General features: G+C 62.5%; 20 protein-coding genes. 10 read left to right on the forward strand and 10 right to left on the reverse strand.

The annotated features are described in order from the left end of the window. The first annotated feature begins 82 nt into the window (after positions 1–82). Positions 83–286, forward strand: a complete 204-nt coding sequence (locus GPA21_RS14360) for a cold-shock protein (protein WP_011764868.1) — start codon at positions 83–85, stop codon at positions 284–286. Positions 287–435: 149 nt separating this feature from the next. On the opposite strand, the gene rpmG is transcribed toward GPA21_RS14360, so the two are convergent. From rpmG to radC, 3 genes are all read right to left on the reverse strand, one after another. Continuing rightward, the gene (gene rpmG / locus GPA21_RS14365) at positions 436–603 is read right to left on the reverse strand and encodes a 50S ribosomal protein L33 (RefSeq protein WP_168988822.1); all 168 of its coding nucleotides are present in this window, start codon (positions 601–603) and stop codon (positions 436–438) included. Positions 604–715: 112 nt separating this feature from the next. Then, positions 716–952, reverse strand: a complete 237-nt coding sequence (gene rpmB / locus GPA21_RS14370; protein ID WP_168988823.1) for a 50S ribosomal protein L28 — start codon at positions 950–952, stop codon at positions 716–718. A gap of 99 nt (positions 953–1051) precedes the next feature. After that, positions 1052–1729, reverse strand: coding sequence for a RadC family protein (radC, locus tag GPA21_RS14375; RefSeq protein ID WP_168988824.1), 678 nt, complete (start codon positions 1727–1729; stop codon positions 1052–1054). Positions 1730–1773: 44 nt separating this feature from the next. Between radC and coaBC the strand changes: the two genes are divergently transcribed. Genes coaBC through GPA21_RS14390 form a run of 3 tightly spaced genes read left to right on the forward strand, consistent with a single transcriptional unit; the run spans position 1774 to position 3908 of the window. Beyond that, on the forward strand, positions 1774–2994 hold the full coding sequence (coaBC, locus tag GPA21_RS14380; RefSeq protein ID WP_168988825.1) for a bifunctional phosphopantothenoylcysteine decarboxylase/phosphopantothenate--cysteine ligase CoaBC: 1221 nt from the start codon (positions 1774–1776) through the stop codon (positions 2992–2994). Next, positions 2981–3430, forward strand: coding sequence for a dUTP diphosphatase (gene dut, locus GPA21_RS14385; protein WP_168988826.1), 450 nt, complete (start codon positions 2981–2983; stop codon positions 3428–3430). Before coaBC ends, dut begins: the two co-directional genes overlap by 14 nt. Before the next feature lies 1 nt (position 3431). Continuing rightward, positions 3432–3908, forward strand: coding sequence for an NUDIX hydrolase (locus GPA21_RS14390; protein ID WP_168988840.1), 477 nt, complete (start codon positions 3432–3434; stop codon positions 3906–3908). 124 nt (positions 3909–4032) lie between these two features. Here the strand turns inward: GPA21_RS14390 and GPA21_RS14395 are convergent, their stop codons facing one another. Next, entirely contained in the window at positions 4033–5313 is a 1281-nt protein-coding gene (locus GPA21_RS14395; protein ID WP_168988827.1) for an NAD(P)/FAD-dependent oxidoreductase, read from the reverse strand. Positions 5314–5324: 11 nt separating this feature from the next. Further along, positions 5325–5642 (reverse strand): cytochrome C, encoded by a 318-nt coding sequence (locus GPA21_RS14400; protein WP_168988828.1) that lies wholly within the window; start codon positions 5640–5642, stop codon positions 5325–5327. A gap of 372 nt (positions 5643–6014) precedes the next feature. On the opposite strand from GPA21_RS14400, the gene soxY reads away from it, so the two are divergent. From soxY to GPA21_RS14430, 6 genes are all read left to right on the forward strand, one after another. After that, positions 6015–6482: a thiosulfate oxidation carrier protein SoxY gene (soxY, locus tag GPA21_RS14405; RefSeq protein WP_168988829.1), complete on the forward strand. Its 468-nt coding sequence runs from the start codon at positions 6015–6017 to the stop codon at positions 6480–6482. A 21-nt stretch (positions 6483–6503) separates the two neighbouring features. Next, positions 6504–6815: a thiosulfate oxidation carrier complex protein SoxZ gene (soxZ, locus tag GPA21_RS14410; protein WP_168988830.1), complete on the forward strand. Its 312-nt coding sequence runs from the start codon at positions 6504–6506 to the stop codon at positions 6813–6815. A gap of 139 nt (positions 6816–6954) precedes the next feature. After that, positions 6955–7821: an Lcl domain-containing protein gene (locus tag GPA21_RS14415; protein WP_168988831.1), complete on the forward strand. Its 867-nt coding sequence runs from the start codon at positions 6955–6957 to the stop codon at positions 7819–7821. Between the two features lie 216 nt (positions 7822–8037). Beyond that, positions 8038–8292, forward strand: a complete 255-nt coding sequence (locus GPA21_RS14420) for a DUF4212 domain-containing protein (protein ID WP_168988832.1) — start codon at positions 8038–8040, stop codon at positions 8290–8292. 12 nt (positions 8293–8304) lie between these two features. After that, positions 8305–10098, forward strand: coding sequence for a sodium:solute symporter family protein (locus tag GPA21_RS14425; protein ID WP_168988833.1), 1794 nt, complete (start codon positions 8305–8307; stop codon positions 10096–10098). Positions 10099–10235: 137 nt separating this feature from the next. Then, entirely contained in the window at positions 10236–10598 is a 363-nt protein-coding gene (locus GPA21_RS14430) for a hypothetical protein (protein WP_168988834.1), read from the forward strand. A gap of 33 nt (positions 10599–10631) precedes the next feature. On the opposite strand, the gene GPA21_RS14435 is transcribed toward GPA21_RS14430, so the two are convergent. The 5 genes from GPA21_RS14435 to GPA21_RS14455 form a co-directional block, all read right to left on the reverse strand. After that, positions 10632–10892, reverse strand: a complete 261-nt coding sequence (locus GPA21_RS14435) for a DUF4212 domain-containing protein (protein WP_168988835.1) — start codon at positions 10890–10892, stop codon at positions 10632–10634. A gap of 17 nt (positions 10893–10909) precedes the next feature. Next, positions 10910–12955 carry an elongation factor G gene (fusA, locus tag GPA21_RS14440; protein ID WP_168988836.1) on the reverse strand — a complete coding sequence of 682 codons (2046 nt, stop codon included), beginning with the start codon at positions 12953–12955 and terminating at the stop codon, positions 10910–10912. 79 nt (positions 12956–13034) lie between these two features. After that, positions 13035–13763: an LrgB family protein gene (locus GPA21_RS14445; protein ID WP_168988837.1), complete on the reverse strand. Its 729-nt coding sequence runs from the start codon at positions 13761–13763 to the stop codon at positions 13035–13037. Next, the gene (locus tag GPA21_RS14450) at positions 13760–14122 is read right to left on the reverse strand and encodes a CidA/LrgA family protein (protein ID WP_168988838.1); all 363 of its coding nucleotides are present in this window, start codon (positions 14120–14122) and stop codon (positions 13760–13762) included. The genes GPA21_RS14445 and GPA21_RS14450 overlap by 4 nt, the downstream gene beginning before the upstream one ends. 95 nt (positions 14123–14217) lie before the next feature. Further along, the coding region (locus tag GPA21_RS14455) for a malate synthase G (protein WP_168988839.1) at positions 14218–15336 on the reverse strand (1119 nt) is incomplete at its 5' end.

The following is a 15336-nucleotide window of genomic DNA, read 5'->3' on the forward strand; positions in this document are numbered from 1 at the left end:
GATGCCGGTCTTGCTCACTCTCATGCAAAGGTAAGATCAACCATTTAATCCGCTTACCCTAAATTTGAAGGATTTATGCAATATGGCAACTGGTACCGTTAAGTGGTTCAATGATTCCAAGGGTTTTGGCTTCATCACCCCGGATGACGGCAGCGAAGATCTCTTTGCGCACTTTTCCGCAATCAACATGAACGGCTTCAAGACCCTCAAGGAAGGCGAAAAGGTTTCCTTCGAGGTGACCCAGGGCCCGAAGGGCAAGCAAGCTTCGAACATCCAGCGCGCTTGAGCGTCGGCTGGTAGCCTGCCGGGACGGTTCGCCGTTCCCATGGTAGTGCCTAAGCAACAGGGGCGGTCGCAATGCGACCGCCCCTGCTTTTGTGCCGAAATCCGCCCCTGCGTATGCCGGGTGCGCGACATTAATGCCGCGCGAGCGCATTACTTCAGCTTGATTTCCTTGTAAGCGACGTGCTTGCGTGCCACCGGGTCGTACTTCATGAACTCGAGTTTGTTCGGGGTGGTACGCTTGTTCTTCGAGGTCGTGTAGAAGTGACCGGTGCCGGCGGTCGACTCCAGTTTGATTTTTTCACGGGCGCCTTTGGCCATTTGAATCTCCGTTATCGAGTGCTAAGCGGTCTGGTTCCAGGGCGGCTCTGTCGGCCGTCCGGCACACAGGCCGGGCTGTCGCAATGCGCCGGCCCGGCCGGCGCGTTAGGTGTCAGATCTTCTCGCCGCGAGCGCGCAACTCGGCAACGACGACGTCGAAGCCTTTCTTGTCGATCGTGCGCAGGGCGGCGTTGGAAACGCGCAGGCGAATCCAGCGGTTTTCAGCTTCGCTCCAGAACCGGCGCGATTGCAGGTTGGGGAGGAAACGACGCTTGGTCTTGTTATTGGCGTGGGAGACGTTGTTTCCCACCATCGGTGCTTTACCGGTGACTTGGCAGACGCGAGCCATGAGTTGCTCCAGGGAATTCGGTTTCGGAAAACGTCGGATGATAGCGCATTCATTCCGTTGATTACAAGTGTCTTTGCTCCGCGGCCTGAATGGGTCAGCCTACAACATGCCGCGTTCGGCAAACGATACGGGTTCCGCGTGTGCAGTGACGACGAAGTGGTCGAGCACGCGTATGTCGACCAGATCCAGTGCCTGCTTGAGGTTGCGGGTGAGGAGCTCATCGGCCTGGCTGGGTTCGCGGGTGCCGGAAGGGTGGTTGTGCGCGAGGATGACCGCCGCGGCGTTGTGGGCGAGCGCCAGCTTGACCACCTCTCGTGGATAGACGCTCGTCTGAGTGAGTGTGCCGCGAAAGAGCTCAGTCGCGTCGATGAGGCAGTTGCGTGCGTCCAGCATCAAGACCCAGAAGACCTCATGTGGCAGCGAACCGATGCGCAGCCGCAACCAGTTGCGCACCGCGTCGGGCGTGTCGAGCATGTCAGTGTCTCGCATGCTCTCATTCAGCGCACGACGGGCCAGCTCGAGAACTGCCTGCAGTTGTGCATACTTGGCCGGGCCCATGCCGGGTACTGCTGAGAAGGCGTCCGCGGAGGCGTTGCACAGGCGGGTCAGAGAGCCGAATCGTTCGATGAGATCACGGGCTAGATCGACCGCGCTCTTGCCACGCACCCCTACGCGCAGGAACAATGCGAGCAGTTCGGCGTCGGAAAGCGCACTTGCGCCGCGCGCCAGCAGTTTCTCGCGTGGACGTTCCGCCGTTGGCCAGTCGCTGATCGCCATGCACGACCTCATTGTTTGAATGTCGATAGGATAATGAAATTGTCATGACTACGCTACACGGACGCAAACTCGTCGTCGCCGTCACCGGTGGCGTGGCGGCGTACAAGAGCGCCGAACTGGTGCGTTTGCTGGTGAAGGCCGGGGTCGACGTCCATGTCGTTCTGACCGAAGGCGGCGCAAGATTCGTCACTGCCGTGACCTTCCAGGCCTTGTCGGGGAACCCGGTGTGGACCGATCTGTGGGATGCGCGGATGCCGAACAACATGGCACACATTGATCTCAGCCGGGATGCGGACGCAATCGTTGTCGCGCCAGCGACCGCGGACGTGATGGCGCGACTGACCCAAGGGCAGGCAGACGATTTGCTCACGACTTTGTGTCTCGCGCGGGACTGCCCTCTGCTCGTGGCGCCGGCGATGAATCGCCAGATGTGGGAGAACCCGGCCACAAGCCGTAACGTGCGGCAACTGAAGGACGATGGTGTCCACGTTCTCGGGCCAGATGCCGGTGAGCAGGCCTGTGGGGAAGTCGGGCTTGGGAGAATGCTCGAGCCGGAGCTTCTGTTCGAACGGCTGGAGGCGTTCTTTACGCCCAAGGTGCTTGCCGGGCGCAAGGTCTTGCTGACGGCCGGGCCGACCTTCGAACCAGTCGATCCGGTTCGTGGCTTGACCAACAGCAGTTCCGGCAAGATGGGCTATTCGCTTGCGCGTGCCTGCGCGCACGCGGGTGCCGAGGTAGTCATGGTCAGCGGCCCGACCGGCCTGCCGGCGCCGGATGGAGTTCGCCGCATCGGGGTTGTCCGCGCACTCGACATGCGTGATGCGGTCATTGCCGAGCTCGATGGCGTCGATGTGTTCATCGCGGTCGCCGCGGTCGCCGACTATCGTCCTGAAGCGAGTGCCGAGCACAAGGTCAAGAAGAGCGGTGAATCGATGACGCTGACCCTCGTGCCCAATCCCGATATCCTCTCGGAGGTGGCGGCCCGGCCGGACGCGCCGTTCTGTGTCGGTTTCGCAGCCGAAAGCCGGGACCTCGATACCTACGCAGAGGGTAAGCGACAGACAAAGCGTTTGCAGATGGTCGTCGGCAATCTGGTACAGGATGGACTGGGCACCGATGACAACCAGGTCGTGCTGTACGATGCCGATGGGCGCCATCCTCTGCCGCGTGCTGCCAAGGGAGAGCTTGCTGGCGTGATCGTCAGTGCGATTGCCGAGCGCTTTGGTCGAAGTCTTTTAAGGGAAGTCCAAGATGCATCGAATTGACGTCAGGATTCTTGACGACCGCCTGCGCGAGCATCCGCCGGGCTATGCTACCGGCGGCGCGGCGGGTCTGGATCTGCGCGCCTGTTTGCCGGCCGCCGTCACCCTCGAGGCAGGTGAGACGTCCCTGGTGCCCAGCGGTCTGGCGATCCACCTCGCCGATCCGGGGTTGGCCGCGATGATCCTGCCGCGCTCCGGCCTGGGCCACAAGCATGGCATCGTGCTTGGCAACCTGGTCGGGCTCATCGACTCCGACTACCAGGGGCAGATCTTCGTCTCGGTCTGGAACCGGGGGCGCCAGGCCTTCACCATCCAGCCGATGGAACGGATCGCGCAGCTCGTCGTGGTGCCGGTCCTGCAGGTCGGGTTCAATGTGGTCGATTCTTTTGAAGACAGTGAGCGTGGTGATGGCGGGTTCGGCAGTACGGGCCGAAGCTGAGATGGCGTTGCACCCGGGTATTCCGACAGGCGTTCACGTGTTGTTCGAGCGGGGCGGACAGATTCTCCTGATGCGTCGGTCGGGCACTGGATTCTTCGACGGCATGTTCACGTTGCCGGGTGGCCATGTCGAGCACGGCGAATCGGTGTTTGAGGCCGCGGTGCGCGAAGTGGCGGAGGAGCTCGGCATCGCTATCCTGCCTGAAACCTTGAGTTGGCTTGGTGTCGTGCACCGTCGATCGGATACCAATCGAATCGACTTCTTCCTGCGCTCGAACGCATGGGAGGGGGAGCCATGTATCGCCGAACCGCACAAGTGCGATGCGCTGGGCTGGTTTCCGCGTTCCGAATTGCCGGAACCGCTGGTGCCCTACGTAGGGGAAGCGCTGGCGCAGTCGCAGGTCCCATGGATGCTGGAAACGGGTTGGGCCCACCGTTCGTGTTCCGGGGGCGCGCTGCCGACACACCGGGCCGGCTGAGAGTCTGTGACCGGATCGTATTGTGCGGAGCCAGCGCTTGGTGCGTAAGTGCTGGCGCTGTACAGAGCGTTTTGCGGTCCAGCGATTCGGCGATTGCCGCCGAATCGCTGGTGGCCTCGTCGGATCAGCCGAGCATGTCCGTCCAGACGTTGTTCGCCCAGGACAGGGCATAGCGTCCCTCGAACGCATTGGGCGCACTCGACACCCCGCCAGCCCCTTCGACCGGCATCAGCGTGCCTTTCTCAGCGTCGAATTGATGAACCGATGCGACGTGGATGACGTTGGTGTCATCGACGAAGCTGTAGCAGGTATTGACTGCAACAGGTGCCGGGTTGGGTGCCTGGCCGGCGAGGAGGTTGATAATCGCGGCTGCGGCGATCTTGCCGTGTTGATTGGCCATGTGGCCGGATTTCGGCATCGTGGGCGCCGGGAAGGTCGCGTCGCCGAGCACATGCACGTTGGGAGCGCCCTTGGCTTCCATGGTCAGCCAGTCGACGTCCACCCAGCGATCATTGATGAGTTCGACGCCCAGTTGATCCACCAGCCGTCCTGAACGCATTGGCGGAATGACGTTCAGCACGTCGGCCTTGACTTCCGAGAACTCCAGCTCTGCCGTCAGTGACGAAGCATCGACGGATAGCAGGGTGCTGTTGGGAACGTATTCGAGAATGCCGCTGTAACGCTCTTCGAAAGCCGCTTGAAAGAGCCCCTTTTTGGACTGGATGTCGGGGTTGGCATCGAGCAGCAAGACCTTGGAGCGCGGTTTTTGCTGTTTGAGATAGTTCGATACCAGGCAGGCGCGCTCGTAAGGGCCCGGAGGGCAGCGGTACGGGACCTTTGGAATGTGGATGGCCACGACGCCGCCATCTTCCATCGCTTCGAGTTGCTGGCGCAACAGCGCGGTTTGCGGGCCCGCTTTCCAGGCGTGCGGGATGCGCTCTTCATTACCGGACAATCCCTCGATCTCATCGGTCAGAAAGTCGATCCCGGGCGACAGAACGAGTCGGTCATAGTCGAGGGTATCGCCGTTGCTCAGCCCGACCTTGCGGGCCGCGACGTCGATTCGTGTCACGCGGTCGTGGACCAGGTTCACGCCCCAGCGCTTGGACAATGTCTCGTAACTCATCGTGATGTCATCGATCTGCTTCAGGCCACCGACGACCAGGTTCGAGATCGGGCACGAAACGAATCGGGAGGACGGTTCGATGAGGGTGACCTTGATCGCGCCGTTACTCCACATGCGCAGATACTTGGCGGCGGTGTTGCCGCCCCAGCCACCGCCTACCACGATGACGTGGCCGCCACTGTTTTCCTTGGCGTAAGCGTAGCTCGCGAGTCCGCCGAGCGCGCCGGTCGTCGCCGCGATCGAACCCACGGCCTTGAGAAATGCACGTCTGTTCAGCATGAAAACACCTCTTAGCGGGGCTGCGCCGCGAAATACTCGGCGATCAGTTGCAGTTGCTCTTCAGTGAAGCCCTTGGCGATCTGGTGCATGATCGTCGCCGGCACGAGGTCGGCGCGAAAGGCACTCAGTTTCGTCATGAGGTCTTCAGCCGGAACGCCTGCCAGCGCGCCCATGGTTCCAGGTGTGCCGGCGTCGACTGCGTGACCGTTGGTGCCATGGCAGTTTGCGCAGGTAGCCGCCAGGTTTCTCGCAAGGTTGGGGTCGTCGGCAAGAGCGGGTGCGCCCAAGCCAACCAGACATGTGAATAACAGCAAGGTCTTTATTTTCACGAAGTTGTACCTCTCGGATATGGTTCTTCTTGGTGTAGCGCAGACGCCGAATCGAGACGCCTCGGTTCCTCCGCCCGAACTTCGCTCGAAGGCTCGGGTGACCTACAAGCCAGGCGCGAACAGTAAGTGACTCAATGACTCTGCGCCCACAGGGCCGTCCGTAAAACTGGGCTTTCAGCCATTTACAGCGGCGATTCTGAGATGACGGCGCGGTTCTAAGCAACTAAGTTTTGGGTATAAGCCGTGCCGCCCGGGATATTCCTTGCGATACTTCGGTCCCTCGAAGGCACACAGGGCGTGTGCCGAGCTGGAAGATTCGCCGCTGTCCGCCCACCCGGGACGCGACCGGCAGAGAAACAAGGAGGTTTGTTAATGCATGCAGGACGCAGAAGCGCGCTCAGGCGCGCGGGTGCGCTGACCGTCTATGGGGCGCTGGTGCTCGCCGGATTTGTCCCGCCCGCCCAGGCCTTCTCAGAGCGTGACGAAGCCGTCTTTTCGTCGAGCACACTCGATGAGGCCTTCCGGGCTCTGTCGGCCGGCGACGCTCAGCGCACCGAGGGTATTCGTATCGTCGCGCCAGACATCGCGGAGAACGGCGCCATGGTACCGATCGAAATCGCGGTCGACATCGACGGCGCCACCCGAATCGCGATTCTGGTCGAAAACAATCCCAACAAGGTGGCCGGTATTTTCGAGTTCGGCGACGATGTGCTGCCGGAAGTCCAGACCCGGATTCGTTTGAGCGAAAGCTCGGATGTTTACGTGTTGGCCTGGGCGCAAGGTCGGGTGTATATGGCTCGCCGCGAGGTTCGTGTGACCGTCGGCGGTTGCATCGCGTGACGTGAAATTGAGAGAGAAGACATGGCTGATCCCATCCTAATCAGAGCCGCCGTCAGTAACGGCATCACCGAAATCCGGATGCGTCTGACTCACCCCATGGAAACCGGGCAGAGGACAGACGCGGCCGGCCGAACGATTCCGGCGCATTTCATCACCCGCATGACCGTCGAGCACAATGACCGCGTCCTCGTGTCGGCGCACATGGCGCCATCGATTGCAGCAGATCCGCTGTTCACCTTTCGTTTTCGCGGCGGCGCTTCGGGTGATTCGATCAGAGTGAGCTGGCTCGATAACCGGGGCGAAACCCGGAGCGATGACGCCCTGGTCCGCTGAGACCTGGTGCACGGACGCAGCCGACGGGGCGCAGTTTCCCGTTGCCCTCGACGTCTGTCGGGGCCGCTGCCGGGCTGTGGCAGAATGTCACCCCCTGCCGCTCTGATCGGCAGGGCTGTCACAGGGAACCCTTTTCGAGATGATGAGATACCACCTCCAGATGATTCTGGCCGTGATCGGCTTCGTGCTCCTGGCCACGGTCGGATGCAGTCGTGAGCAAGCCGAACCCGGTGTGTTGCGTGTGGTGACCCAGCCAGGCGGTGCCGAGATCACCATCAATGGCCAGCATTACGGGACTACTCCGACAGAGTCGGGCAAACCGCTCGAGCTGACGTTGCCCAGCGGGCGTTACACGATCGAGGCAATTCGGCGCGGAGACGAGTTCGTGGAGTTCGTTGGCGTGATCGAGGTCGAGCATGTGGACACTCGCACAGCTGCGCCCGTCGTGATGAGCCTGGAGCGCCGACTGACACCCGCCGGCGAGGCAGCGCAGGCGGAGGAGGTCGCCCAGGTGGAGGCTCGCCGTGCGCGGGTGGCGGCGCGTTTCGAACCGCGTGACGATGGCACGGTGATCGAAGAGGCCGCCGGGCTGATGTGGATGCGCTGCGCAATCGGCCAGGAGTGGACCGGTAGCCGGTGTACCGGCCAGGCGCGCCAGCACAATTGGGATAGAGCGTTCGAGGTCGCTGAGGAGACGGTTTATGCCGGCTATGACGATTGGCGTCTGCCCACCCAGCCGGAGCTTTATGCGCTGACCTTTTGCAGTACCGGTCTTCGCTCCGAACCCAGCCGCGAAGGGCTGGGAGGGGGGTGTCTCGGCAACTACGAGCAGCCCACGATCATCAGCGAGATATTCCCCGACACGCCGACCTTCAACTTCTGGACCAGCACCCCGCATGCCCGCCTCAACTACAGCGCATGGGGCGTTTCCTTTCTTACAGGCCATACCGGCACCGGCGGACGCCCGGACTTCGTCAATGTCCGTCTCGTAAGGGATCTCGATTGACCGACCATCTGTTCGGTTGATCGAACCCCGCCGTTTTCGGCACTTTCAGGCCCCCGCAAGGGGGCCTTGTCGTTGCGGGTGTGGCCGGGCTGGTCCGATGTTACGACTTGTAAGCTAGAAGTAAGATCGAAAGCGAATAATCGCACCGCTGTCTTTAGCAGTAGGAGGGCTCTGCCCGTCCGGGTCGGCCCTATAACTTTAATGAGAGGAGGCGTTATGGACAAAAGCGCTGCAGCATACTGGAAAGCGACACTGTCGCTGATCCGGAATGTTCTGATTGTCTGGTTCCTGGTATCGCTATTCGCGGGCATCCTGATTGCACCGATGCTGAACAACATTTCGCTCGGCGGTTATCCGCTCGGCTTCTGGTTCGCGCAACAGGGTGCGATCTACGTCTTTATCGCGTGCATCTTCTACTACGCGAAGAAGATGGGCGAAATCGACCGCGAATTCGACGTTCACGAAGAGTAAGAGGGAGTCAATATGGATAATTTGACCTTGATGACCTACCTCTTCGTAGGTGGGTCGTTCGCGCTGTACATCGGCATCGCCGTCTGGGCGCGTGCCGGTAGCACCAAGGACTTCTACGTGGCCGGCGGCGGGGTTCACCCGGTGACCAACGGCATGGCGACGGCCGCGGACTGGATGTCTGCCGCGTCCTTCATCTCCATGGCGGGCCTGATCTCCAACATGGGTTACGGTGGTGGCCTGTTCCTGATGGGCTGGACCGGTGGCTACGTGTTGCTCGCGATGCTGCTTGCTCCGTACCTGCGCAAGTTCGGCAAGTTCACCGTGCCGCACTTCATCGGTGACCGCTACTACTCGAACAGCGCCCGCGCTGTTGCGGTGTTGTGCCTGCTGGTTGCCTCGATCGTGTACGTTATCGGCCAGATGACCGGCGTTGGCGTGACCTTCTCGCGTTTCCTCGGCGTGACCAACGAGATGGGTATCTACATCGGCATGGGTATCGTGTTCGCCTACGCGGTGTTCGGCGGCATGAAGGGCATCACCTACACCCAGGTCGCTCAGTACTGCGTGCTGATCTCGGCCTACACGGTGCCGGCGATCTTCATCTCGCTGCAGCTGACCGGCAACCCGCTGCCGCAGCTCGGCTTGGGTTCCACCCTGGTCGGCTCCGATGTTCACCTGCTCACCCGCCTGAACGAAGTGGTCGTGGATCTCGGCTTCAACGAGTACACCACCTCGCTTCCGGGCAGCACGCTGAACATGTTCGTGTACACGGTCTCGCTGATGATCGGTACCGCGGGCCTGCCGCACGTCATCATCCGCTTCTTCACCGTGCCGAAGGTCGCCGATGCGCGTGCTTCTGCCGGTTGGGCGCTGGTGTTCATCGCCATCCTCTACACCACGGCGCCGGCTGTTGCCGCCATGGCCAAGTACAACCTGCACGCTACGGTGAACCACGCTGTCGCGACCGGTGGTGACTTGTACGCAGAAGATGCGAGCCTGCGTTACGAGGATCGTCCGGACTGGATGCAGCGTTGGGAGCGCACTGGTCTGCTGCGTTGGGAAGACAAGAACAACGACGGCCGCATCCAGTTCTATGGTCCGCGTGCGGGTGCCAAGGCTGAAGCCGCTGGCTGGGCTGGCAACGAGCTGACGGTGAACGCCGACATCATCGTGCTGGCCAACCCCGAGATCGCGCTGCTGCCCAACTGGGTGATCGCGCTGGTTGCTGCGGGTGGCGTTGCTGCGGCGCTGTCGACCGCTGCGGGCCTGCTGCTGGCGATCTCCTCGGCGGTGTCGCATGACCTGGTGAAGAGCGTGTTCGTGCCGGATCTGTCAGAGAAGGGCGAACTGCTCGTCGGCAAGATCTCGATGGCGTTCGCAATCGTGCTTGCCGGCTGGCTGGGTCTGAATCCGCCGGGCTTCGCGGCGGGTACAGTGGCGCTTGCCTTCGGTATCGCGGCTTGCTCGCTGTTCCCGGCCATCATGATGGGCATCTTCAGCAAGACGATGAACAAGGAAGGCGCCATCGCAGGCATGCTGATCGGTCTGTCCGTGACGCTGTTCTACGTGTTCGCCCACCGCGGCATCATGTTCATCCCGGGCACCGCCTACGTCGAGAAGATGGGTCTGTCGCCGAACTTCTTCTTCGGCATCACCCCGGAAGCCTTCGGTGCCATTGGCGCGCTCGTCAACTTCGCGGTGGCATTCGCCGTGATGAAGATGACTGCTCCGGCCCCGGATCACATCCAGCACATGGTCGAGGACGTCCGTGTGCCGCGTGGTGCGGGTGGCGCCGTGGCCCACTAAGCCACATCGTCGATTGCGGTTCGCAGATACTGCGGACCGCAATCAGTCGCAAAAGCCCCGCTGAAGTCTGGCGGGGTTTTCTTTTCTGTGGCACCTTCTGTGCTCTGTGACGCGCACTGAATCAACTGGAGCAGCAAATGGCTTTTGACATCGGAATCGCACTGACGTGGATTCTGTTCATCGCACTTTTCCCGATCGCATTCATCTGGTTGCGGCGCGCATTCAAGATCATCGTCAAGCGCGATTTCTCGGAGGTCGCGCTCAAGCGGGGTGAGCCGCCACCTGATCCAGCCCGTTATGCGGTGATGGCAGGATTGATCAATCTCGTGGGTGGCGGGCTGATTCTGCTCGCGATTGGCCTGGTCGTCTTCGGACAGGCGGAATACGATGTCTGGAGCGCGCTGGCAGGTGTGACGATCTGGTGCAAGGTGATCTTCGACTTCGCCCTTGGGCGGCATGCGCACAATTTCGGCAAACGCCAGGACAAGCCGGCGAAGTGATCGCCGAGCCGATGCGTTGGCGCGCGGAATCGCTCAGCGGCGCTCGGCGACGCCAAAGCGCCGATCCAGCCTGTTCATCACCCAGACATAGATGCCGATGATGAGCAGGTATACGATCAGCGAGCCCTGCGAGAAGATGTAGAAACTCAGCGGGAAGCCCAGAAAGCTGTATTCATTGAGTTCGCGCGCGAAGTAACCGGTGACGAAGGAAATCAGAAACCACACCATCAGCAGGCTGGCGGTGAGGATGAGATTGATGCGCCAGTAAACCCGGTGGCGTCGAGTGAGCTTCATTCTTCCTGCCGGCCTCTTCAGTTGCCGCCGGCAGGGCCATGAGCCTGCACGAGTCGCTTCTGAACCTCGGGCGGTGCGGGTTCGTGACCGGCAGCCAGCATCGTGAATTCGCTGTCGCCGGCGCAGATCGCCTTCATGCGCGCCTCGAACCCGTCCATTTCGGCCATCGGTACGATGGCGCTGATGCGGGTCCGTCCCGGTGCCGGGCTGCCCGTGTCGGTCAGCCGTCCCCGTCGAGTGGATAGCTCGGCGCTGATTTCGCCAAAGTGGGCCTCGTCCAGTTGAACCGTGACCTCGAGCAGTGGCTCGAGCACCATCGGGCGCGCGGCGAGCAAGGCTTCTATCGTCGCGTGGCGCCCCGCGGTGACGAAGGAGATCTCGTTCGAGTCGACCGCATGATGCTTGCCATCGACCAGCACGATGCGCACGTCCTGAACCGGATAGCCGGCCACTGCGCCGTCGGCCAATGCCTGATGCACGCCTTTCTCGACCGCGGGCAGAAAATTGGTCGGAATCGCTCCTCCTTTGACCTCGTTACCCAGCTCAATGCCTGCACCGCGCGGCAGCGGTTCGACCCGCAGCGCGACTTCGCCAAACTGGCCTGCGCCGCCACTTTGCTTCTTGTGGCGGTAGCGTGCTTCGGCTGGCGCGGCGATGGTTTCCCGGTAGGGGATCGACGGTGTGGCTGTTTCGAGTTGGAGATTCCAGCGGGACTCGAGCTGATCGAGCAATATCTTGAGGTGCAGCTCGCCGAGACCGCGCATCACAGTGTGGCGGGTTTGCGGATCGAAGCCGATCTCGATGCAGGGGTCTTCGTCCTGCAAGCGGGCGAGCGCCTCGGAGAGCTTCTGCTCGTCTGCATGCTTGGTCGGGATCAGCGCAAGGCCGAATACCGGTCTGGGGTACGGCGGCAACTCGATGTGATGGTGGTCTTCGTCATGGGAGTCGTGCAGCACCACGCCGGGATGAATCTCGTCCACGCGAGTGACCGCGCAGATGTCGCCGGGCACCCCAAGCGGAATCTCGACCTGGTTCTTGCCCTGCAGACGCAGCAGGTGTGAGACGCGGAAAGGTTTGCGTGCGTTGCCGATGAAGAGCTGGGTGTTCGGCGTAACCGTGCCCTGATGGATGCGGAACACGCCGAGCTTGCCACGGTAAGGGTCGTTCAGCACCTCGAAGACATGGGCGACGACATGGCGCTCCGGGTCGGGCAGTACTTCAACCGGTTGCGCCTGATCGCCTTCGCCCTTCAGGAATCGCGGCAGATTGCCCTCGGTGGGATCCGGCATCAACCGCCCGAGTACGTCGAGCAGTTCCCGCACGCCGGCTCCCGTGCGGGCCGAGACGAAGCACACGGGGACGAGATGACCCTCTCGCAAGGCTTTCTCGAATGGGTCGTGGAGTTGGTCGGGATCGAGGCTCTGGCCTTGTTCCAGGTACGCGGCCATCAGGGCTTCGTCGAGCTCAACCACCTGGTCGACGATCGCCTCGTGCGCCCCAGCGACTGAGGAGAAGGCGGTTGCGGCCGTATCGTTTGGCGAAAAGAAGCAGTCGACGACGCTCGTGCCGTCAACCGACGGCAGATTGATCGGCAGGCATTCCGGCCCGAAGCTGTTGACGATCTCGTCCATCAGCGCGGCGAGGTCGAGTCCTGGCAGCTCGATGCGGTTGACGATCAGCATCCGGCACTTGCCGCGCGCCGCCTCCATCATTCGCCGGGTGCCGCTCTCGATGCCGGCCTGGGCATTGATGACGATGGCGGCGGTGTCCACCGCCGGCAGCGCCGCGAGGGCGCGGCCGGCCATGTCAGGCAGGCCCGGCGTATCGAGCAGGTTGATCCAGTGGCCGGCCCACTCGAAATGGGTGATCGAGGTGGTGAGCGAATGACCCATGTCCCGCTCCTGCGGGTCGAAGTCGCTGGTGGTGGTGCCGCGTTCCACGCTGCCGGCGGCGCCGATCTCGCCCGAGGCGGCGAGCAAGGCCTCGACGAGACTGGTCTTGCCGCAGCTCGTGTGGCCAAGAAGTGCGACGTTACGGATATCGTGCACCGAGGTCGGTGTCATGGTGATGCTCTCCCTTGTCGTCTTTTCCCGTTAGTTTCCGCCTCTGGCGATCCGGACGCAACGTTCATGGGAATCGGAGTCACAGCAGACTCGCGAGCCAGGGCAGGATCCAGGGCAGCATCAGGGCCGTCACCAGTGCGTTCAGCCCCATCGCCAGTGCCGCGAAGGCGCCGGCTTGCTCGCTGACCTGGAATGCGCGGGCGGTGCCGATGCCGTGCGAGGCCAGCCCGATGGCGAAACCCCGCACTGCATGATCCTCGATGCGCAGAGCGAGAAAGACGTATCGTGCGGCGACCGCACCGAATATCCCGGTGAGGATCACCAGCACTGCGGTCAGCGACGGCAAACCACCGAGGCTTTCGGCGATGCCCATCGCGATCGGCGTGGTTACGCTCTTGGGCGCGAGCGACATCATGGTTTCCCGGCTCGCACCCAGTGCCGCGGCCACGCCTACCGCGCTGAGCGCAGCGGTGAGCGAGCCGACCACCAATGTCAGCAGTACCGGCAGCAGCAGGGCGCGCAGGCGCTGCCATTGTGCGTACAGTGGTATCGCGAGCGCGACCGTGGCTGGACCGAGCAGGAAGTGCACGAACTGCGCGCCGTCGAAATAGGTGTCGTAATCGGTGCCGGTCAGCATCAGCACGCTGACGAGGGCGACGACGGCAATGAGGACGGGGTTGAGCAGGGGATTCTGGTTTGCCCGCTGGTAGAGCCACCATGCACCCTGATAGGCGAGCAGGGTGAGGGTGAGGCCGAGCAGTGGGGTCGTCGACAGATAGACCCAGATTTCGCCGAATTCGTCTCTCATGATGCGTCCTCCGACCGGGCGCCGGCACGACGTGAGAGCGCGCCGAGTAGCAGCGCCGACACTGCGATCGACAGCAGCGTGCTGACCGCGAGCGCGGCCAGCAGAGGTAGCCATTCATCCGCGAGGCGACCGAAGTGGAGCATGACGCCAGTGCCGGCGGGCACGAACAGCAGCGAAAGGTGTTGCAACAGGCCGTTGGCGGTGCCGCGCAAATCCTCACTCGGGCCGTTGCGGATGACCAGCACCGCGAGCAGCATCGCCATGCCGACCACCGGGCCAGGAATGGGCAGGTCCAGCCCGCGGACGAGAACCTCGCCGACGAGCTGGAAAACCAGGAGCAGGGTGAGGGCGGCGAGCATAGCGGTCTCCTTATGGCAGAGCTTGCCCATTCTTGCACGTGAACGAAAAACGCCGCATCACTGCGGCGTTCGGGATTGCCGGTCGGATCGACCGATCAGCCGGCCTTGGCCACCAGACGCCACTGGTGCAGCAGCGGTTCGGTATAGCCGCTGGGCTGCTCGCAGCCCTTGAAGACCAGGTCGCAGGCCGCCTTGAAGGCCACCGACTTGTCGAAGTCGGGCGCCATCGGCTGGTAGGCCGGGTCGCCGGCATTCTGCTTGTCGACCACCGCCGCCATGCGCTTCAGCGTCTCCATGACCTGAGCCTCCTTGGTGACGCCGTGGCGCAGCCAGTTGGCGATGTGCTGGCTCGAGATGCGCAGCGTCGCGCGGTCTTCCATCAGGCCGACGTTGTTGATGTCGGGCACCTTGGAGCAGCCCACGCCCTGATCGACCCAACGCACGACGTAGCCGAGGATGCCCTGGGTGTTGTTGTCGAGCTCCTGCTGGATGGCCTCGGGCGCCCAGTCGGCCTTCTCGGCGACCGGCACGGTGAGCAGGTCGGCGAGCAGGGCGTCACGTTCGGCAAAATAGTCGGTCTTTTCCATTTCCTGCTGCAGGGCCTGGACATCGACCTGGTGGTAGTGGAGAGCGTGCAGCGCGGCCGCGGTGGGCGAGGGCACCCAGGCGGTGTTGGCACCGGCCTTGGGGTGACCGATCTTCTGCTCGAGCATCTCGGCCATGAGGTCGGGCATCGCCCACATGCCCTTGCCGATCTGCGCCTTGCCGCGCAGACCGCAGGCCAGCCCCGCGAGCACGTTGTGACGCTCGTAGGCCTGGATCCACTTGGAGGTCTTCATGTCGCCCTTGCGGATCATCGGGCCGGCTTCCATCGCAGTGTGCATTTCGTCGCCGGTGCGGTCGAGGAAGCCGGTGTTGATGAAGGCCACCCGCGACTCGGCAGCCTTGATGCAGGCGGCGAGGTTCACCGAGGTGCGGCGCTCCTCGTCCATGATGCCCATCTTCATCGTGCTCTCGGGCAGGCCGAGCATCTTCTCGACACGGCTGAACAGCTCGCTGGCGAAGGCGACTTCGGCCGGGCCATGCATCTTGGGCTTGACGATGTAGACGCTGCCGGTGCGCGAGTTGCCCTTGCGCTGCATGTCGTGCAGGGCGATCAGCGTGGTGCACACCGCGTCCATGATCCCTTCTGGGATCTCGGCGCCGTCCTGGAG

The organism is Azoarcus taiwanensis, from assembly GCF_012910885.1.
Taxonomy (GTDB): domain Bacteria; phylum Pseudomonadota; class Gammaproteobacteria; order Burkholderiales; family Rhodocyclaceae; genus Azoarcus_F; species Azoarcus_F taiwanensis.